The organism is Hephaestia sp. MAHUQ-44, from assembly GCF_023806085.1.
Lineage (GTDB): Bacteria > Pseudomonadota > Alphaproteobacteria > Sphingomonadales > Sphingomonadaceae > Sphingomonas.
Genome location: NZ_JAMSLX010000005.1, coordinates 122312 through 137568, shown reverse-complemented (window position 1 = coordinate 137568; position 15257 = coordinate 122312). Strand labels below are relative to the sequence as shown.

Below are 15257 nucleotides of genomic sequence, written 5' to 3'. Positions count from 1 at the left end.
TCAGAGGATCTCGCGCACCTTCTCGGGCGGGCGGCCGAGCACCACGCCCTTGTCGGTGGCGACCAGCGGACGCTCGATCAGGATCGGATCGGCCGCCATCGCGGCGAGAATCGCGGCATCGTCGGCGTCCTTCAGCGGCTTGGCGCCGGCTTCGGCGGTGCGCAGCCCCTCGCGCGGCGTCATCCCGGCGCGTGCGTACAGCGCCTTGAGGTCGCCCGCGCCCGGCGGGTTCTTGAGGTAATCGATCACCGTCACCTCGGCGCCCGCGTCTTCGAGGATCGCCAGCGCCTGCCGTGATTTGGAACAGCGCGGGTTGTGCCAGATGGTCGCCTTCATTGTGTCTCCGTTCCGCAGGTCAGCCGGCCACGGCTGGCCTGATTGTAATCGAACCCGCTCGCATCGAGCGCTTCATTGTCGATAACGCGCACGCTCGTCGTAGGATGCGTGACGCGGTGGGTATCAAGCACGAAACAGATATAACGGGCAAACGCGGTCGCATCGGCACTGGCCATGGCGGGGGTCACGTCCCATTGGTCGGCGCGCGGCGAATAGACCAGATCGGCGACATTGGGATCGGCGCGCAACGCCGCCGATGCCGCCGCGACGCGCTGCTGACGGTCGGAGAGTAGCACGGCCGGGTCGGGGCGCGCGCGCTGCTGCTGCCACACCAGCCCCGCCGCCACCACGATCGCTGCCAGCGCGAGCGTTGCCAGCCAGAACCGGCGCGACCGCCGACGTCGGAGATGCCGCCGCGCCACGCGCATCGTCAGCCCGTCGCCGGAGCGGTAGCGTGCCCATGCGGTGCAGCGATCAGCGTCATGCGTCACCGGTTACGCCGATCGCGCCGGATACGCTACCGTTGGGGAATGGCCCCTGCGCCGTGACGATAGACCAGCTCGCCGCCTTGCCACGCACCGCCCAGCAACGCAATCATCCCGGCAAACCCACACAAGGCCGGCAACAATACCGGCCCGTCGCCGGGGGCGAACCCATGGCTGCGCCACACGAAGGCGATCGTGTAGAGCAGCCACGCGGTCGCCATCAGCGCGATGTGGCGCATCGCGGCGGGCACCAGCCGTTCGTCGAGCGCGGTGAAATCGACCAGTCCCGCCGCCATCGTCGCCAGCGCGACCGCGTCGCCCACGCCGATCGCGAGCCACGCGATCGGGCGTGCCCCGGCCAGTCCGGCCAGCGTCAGCACGTCGCCCACGCTTCCCGCCACCCAGAAGGCGATCGGGAAATGGACCAGCATCGGATGCAGCGGGTGGCCGATCAGCCGCATCGCGGCCTCACGCGATCCCGAACGCGGTGCAGGCGAGCAGCACGACACCGGTCACCGCAACGGCGGCGTGGACGATCACCACCGGCTTGGGGGCCGGGGCCTTACGCAGATGGAACGAGGCGAGGAAAAACCCGCCGAGCGCCGCGACCAGCAGGATGATGAGCGCGAGCGGCGCATGGCCGCCGGCCCCGCCGAGCACCGCCACCAAGACGAGCACCAGCCCGGTGGCGCCCAGTGCGGCATGGACGAGCGACAGCGCCCAGGGCGCGAGCTGGCCGCGCAAGACCGACGCGGCCAGTATCAGGCCGCCGACCGCCGCGACGGCAAAAGCGATGACTGCATAAACGAGCATGATGTCTTCTCCCCTGAAAGCCCGCCGATTGGATGGTGGGGGCAACCGAAAGGTTCCCGCTGGTTTCAGGGCCTGTTTGAGAATGCGCCTTCCGGCGCATTGCGGTGCCGGCCCATTCCCCCACCCGGTCACCCATAGGATAATCGCATTGGGTGGCCGGGTGGGAGAGTGGGCCGGTGCCGCTCCAGAAATCGCTGTTTCGCAATTTCTCAAACAGACTCTTAGGCGGTGAAGCGCCGACAACCGGAGGCGGCACCGGCCGTGGGGGGAGGGGGCCGGTGTCGCCTCCTCGGGCGTGGAGGCGACCCTAACGCTCCACGCCAACCTCTTGCTCGTCGAGCCGTGCCAGCACCGTGGCCGTAATCCGTGCGCAGGCCGGGCCGAGGAACGAGAAGGCCTCGGCGATCGTCGCGCGCAGGCGATCGTCGATCGCGGCGCGCATCTGCCGTCGTGCGCGATGGAGCCGCGTCTTGACGGTCGCCGCCGGGATACCGAGCGCGTCGGCGGTCTCCTCGATCGAGCGGCCGTTGACGTCGCGCAGGATGAACACCAGCCGGAACGGTTCGGACAGTTCATCGATCGCGGCCTCGATCATCCGCCGCAAATGTGCCGATTCGGCCGCCGCCTCGGGGGAGGCGAAGCCCGGCGGGGTGGGGAAGGCGATGATCGCCGCGCCCGCTTCCTGCGCGCGTTCGATCTGTTCGAGCCCCACCGTGGGGCGGCGCTTGCGCAGCCGTCCGCGCGCTTCGTTGACGACGATCCGGGTCAGCCAGGTCATGACGTCGGCGTCGCCGCGAAACCCCCCGATCGCCCGGAACGCCCGCAGATAGCTTTCCTGGAGGACGTCCTCGGCCTCGCTGTCGTTGCCCACCACGCTGCGCGCGATGCGGAACAGCCGCTGGTTGCCCCGCGTCATGATCGTGGAGAAGGCATCGCGATCGCCTGCGCGCGCGCGGCGCAGCAGGTCGTCGTCAGGGCGGGGGGTAGCCGGGGCGTGGTGTGCGATCGTCATGATCGCATTAGATGCGGGGTGCCCGCGAAAGTTCCCGGCGGCGGTTGCGTCGTGCTACCCCTTGGCCTGTTCGCGCGCGAGCCATTCCTCGAGCCATTTGATCGTATAGTCGCCGCGCTGGAAGTCGGGATCGTCGAGCAATGCCTGGTGCAAGGGGATCGTGGTCTTCATCCCCTCGATCACGAATTCCTCCAGCGCGCGCTTGAGCCGCATCAGGCAGCGCTCGCGCGTGGTGCCGTAGACGATCAGCTTGGCGATCATGCTGTCGTAATAAGGCGGCACCTTATACCCGGTATACAGCCCGCTATCGACGCGAACGTGCATCCCGCCGGGGGCGTGGAACTGCGTGACGGTGCCCGGCGACGGCGCGAAGGTGCGCGGGTCCTCGGCGTTGATCCGGCATTCGATCGCATGGCCCTCGAAACGGACCTCGTCCTGCGTGCAGGTCAGCCCTCTGCCCTCGGCGACGCGGATCTGTTCGCGCACCAGATCGAGCCCGGTGATCATCTCGGTGATCGGATGCTCGACCTGAAGCCGGGTGTTCATCTCGATGAAGTAGAATTCGCCGTCTTCCCACAGGAACTCGATCGTCCCCGCGCCGCGATAGCCCATGTTGGCCATCGCCTTGGCGACGATGCCGCCCATCCGGTCGCGCTCGGCGCGGCTCAGGATCGGCGAGGGCGCTTCCTCGAGCACCTTCTGGTGGCGGCGCTGGAGCGAGCAGTCGCGCTCGCCGAGGTGGATTGCCTTGCCCTCGCCATCGCCGAAAATCTGGAATTCGATGTGGCGCGGGTTGCCAAGATATTTCTCCATATAGACGGTGGCATCGCCGAACGCGGCCTTCGCCTCGCTCCCCGCCTGGCTCATCAGCGTTTCGAGATGGTCCTCGTCGGGCACCACCTTCATGCCGCGCCCGCCGCCGCCCGAGGCGGCCTTGATCAGCACCGGATAACCGATCTCGCGCGCGATCTGCTTGGCCTCGTCGATATCGCTGATCGCGCCGTCCGAACCCGGCACCAGCGGCAGGCCGAGCGCGCCCGCGCTGTGCTTGGCCTCCACCTTGTCGCCCATGATGCGGATATGTTCGGGCTTGGGGCCGACGAAGATCAGGTCGTGCGCCTCGACGATCTCGGCGAATTTGGCGTTTTCGCTCAGGAAACCGTAGCCGGGATGGATCGCGTCCGCGCCCGAGATTTCGGCCGCGGAAATGATGTTGGGGATGTTGAGGTACGAATCGGTCGCGCTCGGCGGGCCGATGCACACCGCTTCGTCGGCGAGCCGGACGTGCATCGCGTCGGCATCGGCGGTCGAATGCACCGCGACCGTCTTGATCCCCATTTCGTGGCACGCGCGATGGATACGCAGCGCGATCTCACCACGATTGGCGATCAGCAGTTTCTTGATTTCACGCATGGACGCATTTCCCGTGAGCACGCGCTTTCCCCCGTTCGCCCTGAGCCTGTCGAAGGGCAGGCTCCGACAGGCTCAGCCCGAACAATTGGGAAAACGCTGCCAAAATCTTTTATTCAACCACGACCAGCGGCTGATCGAACTCGACCGGCTGGCCGTTCTCGACCAGCACCGCCTTCACCACCCCGGCGGACGGCGCGACGATCGGGTTCATCACCTTCATCGCCTCGACGATCACCAGCGTGTCGCCGGCGGCGACGGTCTGGCCGACGCTCGAAAACGGCTTCGCGCCCGGCTCGCTCGCCAGATAGACGGTGCCCACCATCGGCGATCGCACGGCATTGGCGCCGACCGCCGCAGCGGCGGGCGCCTCGGCCGCGGGCGCGGCGGCGGCAGGCGCGGCAGCGGGTGCCGGCATCGCGGGCGCGGCGGCGTATTGCACCGGTGCGGCGGCAGCGGCGGTGCGCGCGATGCGTACCTTGCGGTCGCCATCCTCGACCTCGATCTCGGTCAGCCCGGTGGAGTCGAGCATCTCGGCAAGCTGGCGCACCAGATCGACGTCGATGCGCATATGATGATCTTTGTTATCGGTCATTTGGACCCTTTTCCCTGTCACGCGCGCCTCCTGTCAGAGTCGCGCCGCCGCTTCAAGCGCGAGCATGTACGACATCGCGCCGAATCCGGCCACCGTTCCTCTGGCGGCGCGGCCGACATAGCTGATGTGGCGAAACGCCTCGCGGGCGTGCGGGTTGGACAGATGCACCTCGATCACCGGCGTCGCAACCGCTTTGATCGCGTCGTGCAGCGCGACCGAGGTATGCGTATAGCCGCCGGGATTGAGGATCACCGCCCTGGCACCGATCGCCTGCGCTTCGTGGAGCCAGTCGATCAGATGCCCCTCGTGGTTCGACTGGCGCAGATCGATCGTGAGGTCGAGGGCGCGCGCGCGATCTTCCATCCGTGCCGCGATATCGTCGAGCGTCTCGTGGCCATAGATGTCGGGTTCGCGCAGCCCCAGCAGATTGAGGTTGGGGCCGTTCAGAACGAAGATCGTATCGGGCATGGGTGCCTATCGGTTGCGGCGGACAATGCGCGGTCCTTATATGAAAACCGAATCCTGGGCCACCTGTCCTCGCTCCGTTCGCCCTGCGCTTGTCGTCAGGGCGGTTCCCCGGCGGCGGGGGTGGGGCGCCGACAGGCTCGGCTCGAACGGAGTTACCATGGCGCACACCGATCAAAGCATCACGATTCACGTCAATGGCGCGCAGCAGCGCGTTGCCGCCGGGCTCACGCTCGCCGGGCTGGCGGCGCAATTGGGGCTGGCGCCGGAAAAGGTCGCGGTGGAGCGTAACCTCGAAGTGGTGCCGCGCTCGACGCTCGCCGACGTGCGTGTGGAGGAAGGCGATGCGATCGAGATCGTCCATTTCGTCGGCGGCGGCGATCATGTGCGCCCGATCGCGGACGATAGCTGGACGGTCGCGGGCAAGACCTTCCGCTCGCGGCTGATCGTCGGCACCGGCAAATATAAGGATTTCGAGCAGAACGCCGCCGCGCTCGCGGCATCGGGCGCGGAAATCGTCACCGTCGCCGTGCGCCGCGTCAACGTCAGCGATCGCAATGCGCCGATGCTGACCGACTTTATCGATCCCAAAAAGATCACCTACCTCCCCAACACCGCGGGTTGCTACACCGGCGAGGAAGCGATCCGCACGCTCCGGCTGGCGCGTGAGGTGGGGGGCTGGGATCTGGTCAAGCTCGAGGTGCTGGGCGAAGCGAAAACGCTCTACCCCGATATGGTCGAAACGCTGCGCGCGACCGAAATCCTCGCCAACGAAGGCTTCAAGCCGATGGTCTATTGCGTCGACGATCCGATCGCGGCCAAGCGGCTGGAAAATGCGGGCGCGGTCGCGATCATGCCGCTGGGCGCGCCGATCGGCTCGGGGCTCGGCATCCAGAACCGGATCACGATCCGGCTGATCGTCGAGGGCGCGGGCGTCCCCGTGCTGGTCGATGCCGGGGTCGGCACCGCGTCGGATGCGGCGGTGGCGATGGAATTGGGGTGTGACGGCGTGCTGATGAACACTGCGATCGCCGAGGCGAAAGACCCGATCATGATGGCGGCCGCGATGAAGGCGGCGATCGAGGGCGGCCGCCTCGCCTATCGCGCCGGCCGCATGGGCGTGCGCCGCTACGCCGATCCGTCGAGCCCGCTCGCGGGGCTGATCTAGGGCAAAGAGCCTTAAACCTGATCCGTTCGTGCTGAGCTTGTCGAAGCACCGTTCTTTTGCGGCGTCGAAAAGAAAGAACGGCCCTTCGACAAGCTCAGGGCGAACGGGTTGTGGGCGGTGTGCTGATACGGCGGCCGGTGGGGAGCCTTGTTTCGCCATCAAGGGTGCGGCAGGTTAGGTATCCGATAACAAACCGGACGTTCGCTGGAAAAACGCGCGCGTAAAACGGGAGAGCCGCCTTATGATCCGCCCCCTGCTCGCCGCCGGGCTGCTCGCGCTCGCCGCCGGTTGCCAGAACCAACCCACCGCCAATGATGCCGCCGCCAACGCCGCTGCCGCCGCCCCCGCGATCAAGCCCGCCGTGGTCTGGCTCCAGGCGTCGGATCAGAAATCGATCCGTGGCGATTTTTACGAAGCCCGGAACCCCAAGGCGCTGATCCTGCTGTTCCACCAGGCGGGGTCGAGCAAGGAGGAATATGCCACGATCGCGCCGAAGCTCGCCGCCGCGGGCTATTCGGCGCTCGCGATCGATCAGCGTGCGGGCGGCGATCTGTACGGGCATAACGAGACGGTCGAGCGGATGGGCGGCTCGAAACCCTATGAAGAGGCGATGGCCGATCTCGACGGCGCGGTGCGCTGGGCGCGGCCGATCGGGCTGCCGGTGGTGCTCTGGGGCAGCAGCTATTCGGCCTCGCTCGTGATCCCCGTCGCCAGCAGCTACCCCGAGGTCGTCAAGGCGGTGCTGGCGTTCTCGCCGGGCGAATATATGCAGGACAAGCATTCGGTCGGCCGCTCGGCGGAATATCTGCCGCAGCCGATCTTCATCACCGCGGCCAACGATCCCAAGGAAATCGCGGCGGCCAGGGCGATCGCCGCGCGCGTGCCGGGCGGCAAGGCGACCTTCTTCACGCCCCCCGAAGGCGCGATCCACGGCGCGTCGACGCTGATCGAGGCCAAAGACCCGCAGGGTGCCGCGCCCACCTGGCAGGCGGTGATGGATTTTCTCAAGAAAACAGTCGGTTGAGATAAAGCGCGGAACCGCCGCCGCGCTTCGATGGTTCTTTGCTGCGAGTGCATCCCCGGTCGATCGTCGCCCGGGAGCGCTGTGTAGGAGGTACCGGATCATGGGTGAGCTTACCGACAAGATCAAAGGCACGGTCAACGAAGCGATCGGCAAGGCCAAGCAGCATAGCGGCGATCCCAAGACCCGCGCAGAAGGCGCCGCGCAGGAAGGCAAGGGCAAGGCGCAAAAGGTCGTGGGCAAGGTAAAAGGCGCGCTAGGCGACGATATCTGACGCGGCCTCAGTGGCTGAACGAAAGGCCGCGCCGGGCAACCGGGGCGGCCTTTATTACCGGCTGTACATGGCCCGGAGCGTCGGGATCGAACCCGGGATTTCGAGCGCCATTCGCCGGTGGTGTTGGACCCCCGCTTGCGCAGGAGCACAGTGCAGTTGCGCTCGGGCTTGGCTATTGTCCGCGTATCTTGCTGATCGTCGTGCTGGCCGTGATCACCTCGATATCGGTCTTGAGGTGCAGCAGCCGCACGCCTGTCTCGCCCAGCGCGCGGTCGAGCGCGGGCGCGAAGTCCTCGGTGCGCGCCACGGTTTCCGCCCAACAGCCATAAGCGCGCGCCAGCGCCGCGAAATCTGGATTCTTCAGCGCGGTGCCCGATAGCCGCCCGGGATATTCGCGCTCCTGATGCATCCGGATCGTGCCATAGGCGCCATTGTCGATCACGAGCACGATCATCTCGGCGTCGTGCGCCACCGCAGTCGCCAGTTCCTGCCCGTTCATCAGGAAATCGCCGTCGCCGGCAAGCGCGACAACCTGCCGGTCGCGGTGTCTGAGCGCCGCCGCGGTCGCCGCGGGCACGCCGTACCCCATCGCCCCCGCGGTCGGCGCCAACTGGCACACCGGCCCGGCATAATGCCAGTACCGGTGCCACCAGCCCGAAAAATTGCCCGCGCCGTTGCAGATGATCGTGTCGGCGGGCAGCGCCGCGCGCATCGCCGCCACGCACGGGCCAAGATCCATCGTCACGTCGCGCGGCTGGGGCGTCGCCCAGACGCGCCATTCGGCATGCGCCTCGGCGCCCGCCGCCAGCGGCTCGCGCTCGATTGCATGCACGTCCTCGGCGAATTCGGCCATGCTCGCGCAGATCGCGAGATCGGTGCGATAGGTCATCCCCAGTTCGGCCGGATCGGGGTGGACGTGGACGAGCGCCTGCCCCGGATGCTCGGGCGTCACCAGCGTATAGCCGTCGGTGGTCGCCTCGCCGAGCCGCGCGCCGACGATGAGCAGCAGATCGGCATCGCGGATGCGCGCGGCGAGCTTGGGGTTGGGGCCATAACCCAGATTGCCGGCGTAGACCGGGCAATCGTTGGCCACCGCATCCTGTCGCCGGAATGCCGCCGCCACCGGAATCCCGGTCCTGGCGGCCCAGCCCGCGAAATCGTGTGCCGCATCGCCATTCCAGTCGGCGCCGCCGATGATCGCCACCGGCCGCTCGGCGCGGTCGAGCATGGCGGAGAGTTCGCCCATCGCGATCGGGTCGCACGCCTGCACCGGCGCCGCGACGCGCGCGCGGTCGATCGCTTCGACCTCGTCGCGCAACATGTCCTCGGGCAGCGCGAGCACCACCGGCCCCGGCCGCCCCGCCATCGCGACCATATAGGCGCGCGCGATATATTCGGGGATGCGCCGCGCGTCGTCGATCCGCGCCGCCCATTTGGCGATGGGGGTGAACAGCGCCTCGAAATCGATCTCCTGAAACGCCTCGCGGTCGCGCGTCGTGCGGTCGACATCGCCGACGAACAGAATCATCGGCCGCGAATCCTGCCGCGCGACATGCACCCCGATCGCGGCATTGGTCGCGCCCGGCCCGCGCGTGGCAAAGGCGATCCCCGGCCGGTTGGTCATCGTCGCGTCGGCGCACGCCATGAAGCCTACGCCGCCTTCCTGCCGGCACACGACCAGATCGATGGCGGGGGTGTCGTGAAGCGCATCGAGCACCGCAAGGAAGCTTTCGCCGGGGACGGTAAAGATGCGGTCGCACCCTTGCCTGACGAGGTTGTCGACCAGGATGCGTCCGCCGGTCCGTGTGCTCACTCGATATCTCCCTGCGCCATTCATAGCGCCATTCGCGCGTCGGCGGGAACCCACCTCCCGCGCTTGCCTCGCCGCGACGGTCATGATTGGGTGCGCCCAAAATGGACATAAGGGGATGATGCCATGAGCCAGCTCTCGACGATCGCCACCGGTCTGCGCTTCCCCGAGGGCCCGGTCGCGCTGCCCGACGGCAGCGTGATCGTGGTCGAGATCGCCGCCGGCCGCATCACCCGCGTCCGCCCCGATGGCCGCAAAGAGACCGTGGCCGAGCCCGGCGGCGGCCCCAACGGGCTCGCGATCGGGCCCGATGGCGCGCTCTATTGCTGCAACAACGGCGGCTTCGGCTGGATCGAGGCCGATGGCCTGCTGATCCCGCATGGCACCGCCGCCGATTATGGTGGCGGGTCGATCCAGCGGATCGACATCGCCACCGGCGCGGTGGAGACGCTCTATACCGAGGCGGCGGGCAGGCCGCTGTGCGGCCCCAACGACATCGTGTTCGATACGCATGGCGGCTTCTGGTTCACCGATCACGGCAAGACGCACCCGCGCTCGCGCGACATCACCGGGGTGTTCTACGCGCGTGCCGACGGCAGCGCCTGCCGCGAGGTGATCTTCCCGCTCGAAAACCCCAACGGCATCGGCCTCTCGCCCGATGGCACGCTGCTCTATGTGGCCGAAACCTACACCACCAAACTCTGGGCGTTCGACGTCACCGGCCCCGGTGAGGTTGCCGTGGGGCAGGGGCTGTCGGGGGCTGGTGGGACGTTCCTCTATGGCGCGGGGGGCTACACCTATTTCGATTCGTTGGGGGTGGAGGAAAGCGGCAATATCTGCGTCGCGACCATTGGTGCGAGCGGAATCAGCGTGATTGCCCCAGACGGTGCACTGGTCGATTTCGTGCCGACCGACGATCCGCTCACCACCAATATCGCGTGGGGCGGCGCCGATCGGCACACGGCGTTCATCACGCTGTCGGCAACGGGTCGGCTGGCGGCGATGCGCTGGCAGCGGCCGGGGCTGAAACTCGCCTTCTGATCCGGTCAGTTCAGCGCGTTGGCGAGAATGGCCAGATCCTGATTGCGCACCGGCTGCCCCAGCGCGTCGGCCGCGTCGGCAGCGGCGGTTGCGTTGCTCGCGGGCGGCGCCGCCTTGTTTGCCCCGGCGACATCGATCGCGGTCCAGACGATCCCCGCCGCCCACAGCAGCGCGACCCAGCGGCTTCGAAAGATCCGTCCCGAAAACATGGTGTTGGTCGTAGCCGAGTCGATCTTGCGGGCACATTTCGTGATTCGGTTAACAGCGCCGTCATTGACCCCGCGCCGTCGTGCCGCTTATGCCCCGCCCGATAATCCCGGAGGACTCGCGATGAAGAAGCTCTATCCCGACGCCAAGGCCGCGCTCGATGGCGTGCTGTTCGACGGGATGACCCTGTGTGCCGGCGGCTTCGGGCTGTGCGGCATTCCCGAACGGCTGATCGACGCGATCCAGGCCTCGGGAGTCAAGAATCTGACGATCGCCTCGAACAATGCCGGGATCGACAACGAAGGCCTCGGCAAGCTGCTGCGCAGCCGCCAGGTCAAGAAGATGATCTCGTCCTATGTCGGCGAGAACAAGGAGTTCGAGCGCCAGTATCTCGCTGGCGAGCTGGAAGTCGAATTCTGCCCCCAGGGCACGCTGGCCGAGCGCTGCCGCGCCGGCGGGGCGGGCATTCCCGGCTTCTATACCAGGACCGGCGTCGGCACGCAGGTGGCCGAGGGCAAGGAGACCAAGGTGTTCGACGGCCAGGAATATGTCCTCGAACGCGGCATCCGCGCGGACCTCGCGATCATCAAGGGCTGGAAGGCCGACGAGGCGGGCAACCTCCTGTTCCGCAAGACCGCGCGCAACTTCAACCAGCCGATGGCGACCGCGGGCAAGGTCTGCATCGCCGAGGTCGAGGAAATCGTGCCCGTGGGCAGCCTCGATCCCGATCAGATCCATCTCCCCGGCATCTACGTCAACCGGCTGATCCTCGGCGCGCCCTACGACAAACGCATCGAATTCATGACGACGCGCGAGCGGGCGACGGCGTGAACCGCGCGGCGCCCTTGCTGGCGCTGGCGGCGGGGGCGCTGCTGATCGAAGGCTGCGTCGCGGCGCTGCCGGTCGCGGCGGGGGCGGCGATCGCGCGCCAGCGCTTCATGCAGGGCGATCACGATGGCGATGCGCCGCTGCCCAAGCCGCCGCCGGGCACGCTCACCTATCTCGGCCCGGGCGATGGCACCGCCGCCGCGCGGATGGTCACGGTGCCGCCGGCGATGCAATATCTCTACGGTTCGGGCGAAGCCGCGGCCGCCAGCCTGCAAGCCTATCGCGCGCTCGATACCTATATGATCGCGCGCGCCTCCGATCGCAGCATCGGGCATGAGGTCAAATCGGTGGTGCTCGCGCCGGGCGCGACCTTCGAGGAACCCAAATTCGCCGACTGCGGTGAGAAACCGCTCGCGGTGGTGTTCGATGTCGACGAAACCGCGGTGCTCAACCTCGGCTTCGAGGCCGATCAGGCGAAGCGCGGCGGCGAGTACGATCAGCAGCGCTGGCTGCGCTGGGAACAGACCGGGCAGGCGCAGGTCGCCCCCGTCCCCGGCGTGCTCGATGCGGTCGCGATCGCGCGGCAGGCGGGCGTCACGGTGATCTTCAACTCGAACCGCTCGGTCGACAATGCCGCCGCCACCGCCGCCATGCTCAAGCAGGCGGGGTTCGGCGATGTCGCTTATGGCGATACCTTGTGGCTCGCGAGCGCGGGCGAACACGGCAAGGATCGCCGCCGCTGGGCGATCTCGCAGCAATATTGCGTGATCGCGCAGGTCGGCGATCAGCTCGGCGACTTCACCGATCTGTTCAACGCGACCACGCCCGATGTCGCCGATCGCCGCGCCTCGGTATCGGCCAAGAATGTCGAATGGCTGTGGGGGCTGGGCTGGTTCCTGCTGCCCAACCCGGTCTACGGCAGCGCCTTGAAGGGCTCGTTCAACGAAGTCTTTCCCAATCACAAGCAATGGACCGACCCGGCCGATACGGCGCCCAAGCCCGTGCCCACGCCGGCATCCACCACCAACGGGAGTGTACACTGATGGCCTGGACCCGCGACGAGATGGCCGCGCGCGCCGCGAAGGAATTGCGCGACGGATATTACGTCAACCTCGGGATCGGCATCCCGACGCTGGTTGCCAACCACATCCCCGATGGCGTCGATGTCACGCTGCAATCGGAAAACGGGATGCTCGGGATCGGCCCGTTCCCTTATGCCGACGAGGTCGATCCCGATCTGATCAACGCCGGCAAGCAGACCGTTAGCGAACTCGACCGGACGGTCTATTTCGGTTCGGAACAGAGCTTCGCGATGATCCGCGGCGGGCATATTGATCTCGCGGTGCTCGGCGCGATGGAGATTGCCGAAAACGGCGACATCGCCAATTGGATGATTCCGGGGAAGATGATCAAGGGCATGGGCGGCGCGATGGATCTGGTCGCCGGGGTCAAGAAGATCATCGTCGTGATGGAACACACGTCGAAGCACGGCGATCCCAAGTTCATCCCCGCCTGCACGCTGCCGCTGACCGGCAAGAACGTGGTCGACATGATCGTCACCGATCTCTGCGTGTTCCAGCGCCCCGATCACGCCAGCCCCTTCCGCCTAATCGAGCTCGCGCCGGGCGTGACCACCGACGAGATCGCCGCCAAGACCACGGCGAGCTACGAGGTCGCGCTGCAACCGGCGTAGACCCTACACCCGTCATTCCCGCGAGAGCGGGGACCCATCTTCCTCGCCTGCTTGCTGATCCTCCGTCACCCCGGACGTGTTCCGGGGTCCAACCCTCCACCTGCACCGCCGTCGCTTGTTGCACGATGGATGCCGGAACATGTCCGGCATGACGGTCTATAAGATCGGCCCTACGCCACCGCCTCCAGCGCGCCGCTCACCTCCAGCCAATCGGCCTCGGCGGCGTCGATCCGGTCCTGGATCGTCGCGCGCCGCTTCATCAATTCGCCCATCGATCGGGCCGCAAGATGCGCGGGTGCGCGCGCGGGGTCGGTCATCGCCTGATCGATCGTATCGCGCTCGCCGGTCAGCCGCGCGGCCTCGGTCTCCAGCGCGTGCAGCCGCTTGCGCAGCGCCTTGGCGGCCTCGCGCGCTTCGGCGGCGGCACGGCGGCTTTCCTTGCCGTTGGCTTTCTTGCCCTCGCCCTTGGCGCCGTCGCCGGCGAGGATCATCGCGATATAATCGTCGAGGCTGCCGTCGAATTCGCGCGCGGTGCCGTGATCGACCAGCACCAGCCGGTCGGCGGTCATCTCGAGCATGTGGCGATCGTGGCTGACGATCAGCACCGCGCCGGCATAATCGTTGAGCGCCTGCACCAGCGCCTCGCGCGCATCGACGTCGAGATGGTTGGTCGGTTCGTCGAGGATGAGGAGGTGCGGCGCGTCGCGCGTGATCAGCGCCAGCGCCAGCCGCGCGCGTTCGCCGCCCGATAATTTGCCGACCCTGGTGGTCGCCTTGTCGCCCGAAAAGCCGAACCGGCCGAGTTGCGCGCGCACCGCCGCCGGGCTCGCGCCCTTCATCACCCGCGTCATATGTTCGAGCGGGGTATCGCCGGTATCGAGTTCCTCGACCTGATATTGGGTGAAATAGCCGACCTTCATCTTGGCCGATGCGGTCATCCCGCCGTCCATCGGCGCCAGTTGCGCCGCCAGCAGCCGCGCGAGCGTGGTCTTGCCGTTGCCGTTGCGGCCCAAGAGCGCGATCCGGTCGTCGGGGTCGAGCCGCAGATTGAGCCGCTTGAGGATCGGCGTGTCGCCATAGCCCACGCTCGCCATGTCGAGCGTGATCAGCGGCGGGCGCAGCTCGCTCGGGCTGGGGAAGCCGAACGACAGCGAGGGATCGTCGGCCAGTTCGGCGATCGGCTGGAGCTTGGCAAGCGCCTTGGCGCGCGATTGCGCCTGCTTGGCGGTCGAGGCACGCGCCGAATTGCGCGCGATATAATCCTGCAATTTGGCGCGCTGGACCTCCTGATTGGCCTTCGCCGCCGCCAGTTGCGCCATCCGCTCGGCGCGCTGGCGCTCGAACGAATCGTACCCGCCGGGATAGAGCGTCAGCTTGCCGCCCTGCAGATGCAGGATGTGATCGACGACATGGTTCAGGAAATCGCGCTCGTGGCTGACGACCAGGATCGTCGCGCGATAGCTTTTGAGGAAATCCTCCAGCCACATCACCGCTTCGAGATCGAGATGGTTCGATGGCTCGTCGAGCAGCAGCACATCGGGCTGCGAGAACAGCAGCGCCGCCAGCGCGACGCGCATCCGCCAGCCACCCGAAAAACTGTCGAGCGGTTGCTGCTGCATCGCCTCGTCGAAGCCGAGCCCGACCAGAATCCGCGCCGCGCGGGCGGGGGCGGCATAAGCGTCGATCGCGAGCAAGCGCTCGTGGACCTCGGCGAGCCGGTGGTGGTCGTCGTGGCAGGTCTCGCTCTCGATCATCAGCCGCGCGCGCTCGGTATCGGCGGCGAGCACGGTGTCGAACGGCGTCGCGCTGCCCGCGGGGGCCTCCTGCGCGATATAGCCCAGCCGCGTGTCGCGCGGCATCTCGGTCGCGCCGTCATCGGGCTCGAGCAGCCCCGCGATCACGCGCACCAGCGTCGATTTGCCCGCGCCGTTGCGCCCGATCAGCCCGACACGGCTCCCCGGCGGCAGCGCCGCGCTGGCCTTGTCGAGAATGGTGCGCCCGCCCAGCCGGACGGTGATGGAATTGATAGTGAGCATTGCCTCACCCGCTGGCGTCGAACGCATCGGTCGTCAAGCGCGGGCGTGTCCGAACGCTGCGTT

Annotated in this window: 18 protein-coding genes; 7 read left to right on the top strand and 11 right to left on the bottom strand. The window is 67.3% G+C overall.

Going from position 1 to position 15257, the window contains the following annotated elements:
- The 8 genes from arsC to aroQ all read right to left on the bottom strand — a co-directional run bounded on the left by arsC (position 1) and on the right by aroQ (position 5119).
- Positions 1 to 336 carry an arsenate reductase (glutaredoxin) gene (gene arsC / locus NFE57_RS07355; RefSeq protein ID WP_252134927.1) on the bottom strand — a complete coding sequence of 112 codons (336 nt, stop codon included), beginning with the start codon at positions 334 to 336 and terminating at the stop codon, positions 1 to 3.
- Positions 333 to 827, bottom strand: coding sequence for a hypothetical protein (locus tag NFE57_RS07350; protein ID WP_252134926.1), 495 nt, complete (start codon positions 825 to 827; stop codon positions 333 to 335). Before NFE57_RS07350 ends, arsC begins: the two co-directional genes overlap by 4 nt.
- Positions 828 to 853: 26 nt before the next feature.
- The gene (locus tag NFE57_RS07345; protein WP_252134925.1) at positions 854 to 1282 is read right to left on the bottom strand and encodes a DUF2231 domain-containing protein; all 429 of its coding nucleotides are present in this window, start codon (positions 1280 to 1282) and stop codon (positions 854 to 856) included.
- A 7-nt stretch (positions 1283 to 1289) separates the two neighbouring features.
- Complete coding sequence (locus tag NFE57_RS07340; RefSeq protein WP_252134924.1) at positions 1290 to 1634, bottom strand: hypothetical protein; 345 nt, start codon at positions 1632 to 1634, stop codon at positions 1290 to 1292.
- 307 nt (positions 1635 to 1941) lie between these two features.
- Entirely contained in the window at positions 1942 to 2646 is a 705-nt protein-coding gene (locus NFE57_RS07335) for an RNA polymerase sigma factor (protein WP_252134923.1), read from the bottom strand.
- Between the two features lie 54 nt (positions 2647 to 2700).
- Positions 2701 to 4059 (bottom strand): acetyl-CoA carboxylase biotin carboxylase subunit, encoded by a 1359-nt coding sequence (gene accC / locus NFE57_RS07330; RefSeq protein ID WP_252134922.1) that lies wholly within the window; start codon positions 4057 to 4059, stop codon positions 2701 to 2703.
- A gap of 109 nt (positions 4060 to 4168) precedes the next feature.
- On the bottom strand, positions 4169 to 4651 hold the full coding sequence (accB, locus tag NFE57_RS07325) for an acetyl-CoA carboxylase biotin carboxyl carrier protein (protein ID WP_252134921.1): 483 nt from the start codon (positions 4649 to 4651) through the stop codon (positions 4169 to 4171).
- Between the two features lie 33 nt (positions 4652 to 4684).
- Positions 4685 to 5119, bottom strand: a complete 435-nt coding sequence (gene aroQ / locus NFE57_RS07320) for a type II 3-dehydroquinate dehydratase (protein ID WP_252134920.1) — start codon at positions 5117 to 5119, stop codon at positions 4685 to 4687.
- Positions 5120 to 5276: 157 nt separating this feature from the next.
- Here aroQ and thiS point away from each other — a divergent pair, with 157 nt between their 5' ends.
- From thiS to NFE57_RS07300, 3 genes are all read left to right on the top strand, one after another.
- Positions 5277 to 6284: a sulfur carrier protein ThiS gene (thiS, locus tag NFE57_RS07310; RefSeq protein ID WP_286207707.1), complete on the top strand. Its 1008-nt coding sequence runs from the start codon at positions 5277 to 5279 to the stop codon at positions 6282 to 6284.
- 241 nt (positions 6285 to 6525) lie between these two features.
- A complete protein-coding gene (locus tag NFE57_RS07305) occupies positions 6526 to 7308 on the top strand; it encodes an alpha/beta hydrolase (protein WP_252134919.1) in 783 nt (260 codons plus the stop codon).
- A gap of 100 nt (positions 7309 to 7408) precedes the next feature.
- Positions 7409 to 7579, top strand: coding sequence for a CsbD family protein (locus NFE57_RS07300; protein WP_252134918.1), 171 nt, complete (start codon positions 7409 to 7411; stop codon positions 7577 to 7579).
- A gap of 172 nt (positions 7580 to 7751) precedes the next feature.
- Here the strand turns inward: NFE57_RS07300 and NFE57_RS07295 are convergent, their stop codons facing one another.
- Positions 7752 to 9416: a thiamine pyrophosphate-binding protein gene (locus NFE57_RS07295; RefSeq protein WP_252134917.1), complete on the bottom strand. Its 1665-nt coding sequence runs from the start codon at positions 9414 to 9416 to the stop codon at positions 7752 to 7754.
- 99 nt (positions 9417 to 9515) lie between these two features.
- Between NFE57_RS07295 and NFE57_RS07290 the strand changes: the two genes are divergently transcribed.
- Complete coding sequence (locus tag NFE57_RS07290) at positions 9516 to 10430, top strand: SMP-30/gluconolactonase/LRE family protein (RefSeq protein ID WP_252134916.1); 915 nt, start codon at positions 9516 to 9518, stop codon at positions 10428 to 10430.
- Positions 10431 to 10435: 5 nt separating this feature from the next.
- Here the strand turns inward: NFE57_RS07290 and NFE57_RS07285 are convergent, their stop codons facing one another.
- Positions 10436 to 10639, bottom strand: coding sequence for a hypothetical protein (locus NFE57_RS07285; protein ID WP_252134915.1), 204 nt, complete (start codon positions 10637 to 10639; stop codon positions 10436 to 10438).
- A gap of 121 nt (positions 10640 to 10760) precedes the next feature.
- Between NFE57_RS07285 and NFE57_RS07280 the strand changes: the two genes are divergently transcribed.
- From NFE57_RS07280 to NFE57_RS07270, 3 genes are read left to right on the top strand one after another with little or no spacing between them, the layout of a single operon-like run.
- The gene (locus NFE57_RS07280) at positions 10761 to 11468 is read left to right on the top strand and encodes a CoA transferase subunit A (protein WP_252134914.1); all 708 of its coding nucleotides are present in this window, start codon (positions 10761 to 10763) and stop codon (positions 11466 to 11468) included.
- Entirely contained in the window at positions 11465 to 12508 is a 1044-nt protein-coding gene (locus NFE57_RS07275; protein WP_252134913.1) for an HAD family acid phosphatase, read from the top strand. The genes NFE57_RS07280 and NFE57_RS07275 overlap by 4 nt, the downstream gene beginning before the upstream one ends.
- Entirely contained in the window at positions 12508 to 13158 is a 651-nt protein-coding gene (locus NFE57_RS07270; RefSeq protein ID WP_252134912.1) for a 3-oxoacid CoA-transferase subunit B, read from the top strand. Before NFE57_RS07275 ends, NFE57_RS07270 begins: the two co-directional genes overlap by 1 nt.
- Before the next feature lie 170 nt (positions 13159 to 13328).
- On the opposite strand, the gene NFE57_RS07265 is transcribed toward NFE57_RS07270, so the two are convergent.
- A complete protein-coding gene (locus NFE57_RS07265) occupies positions 13329 to 15194 on the bottom strand; it encodes an ABC-F family ATP-binding cassette domain-containing protein (protein WP_252134911.1) in 1866 nt (621 codons plus the stop codon).
- Between the last annotated feature and the right edge of the window lie 63 nt (positions 15195 to 15257).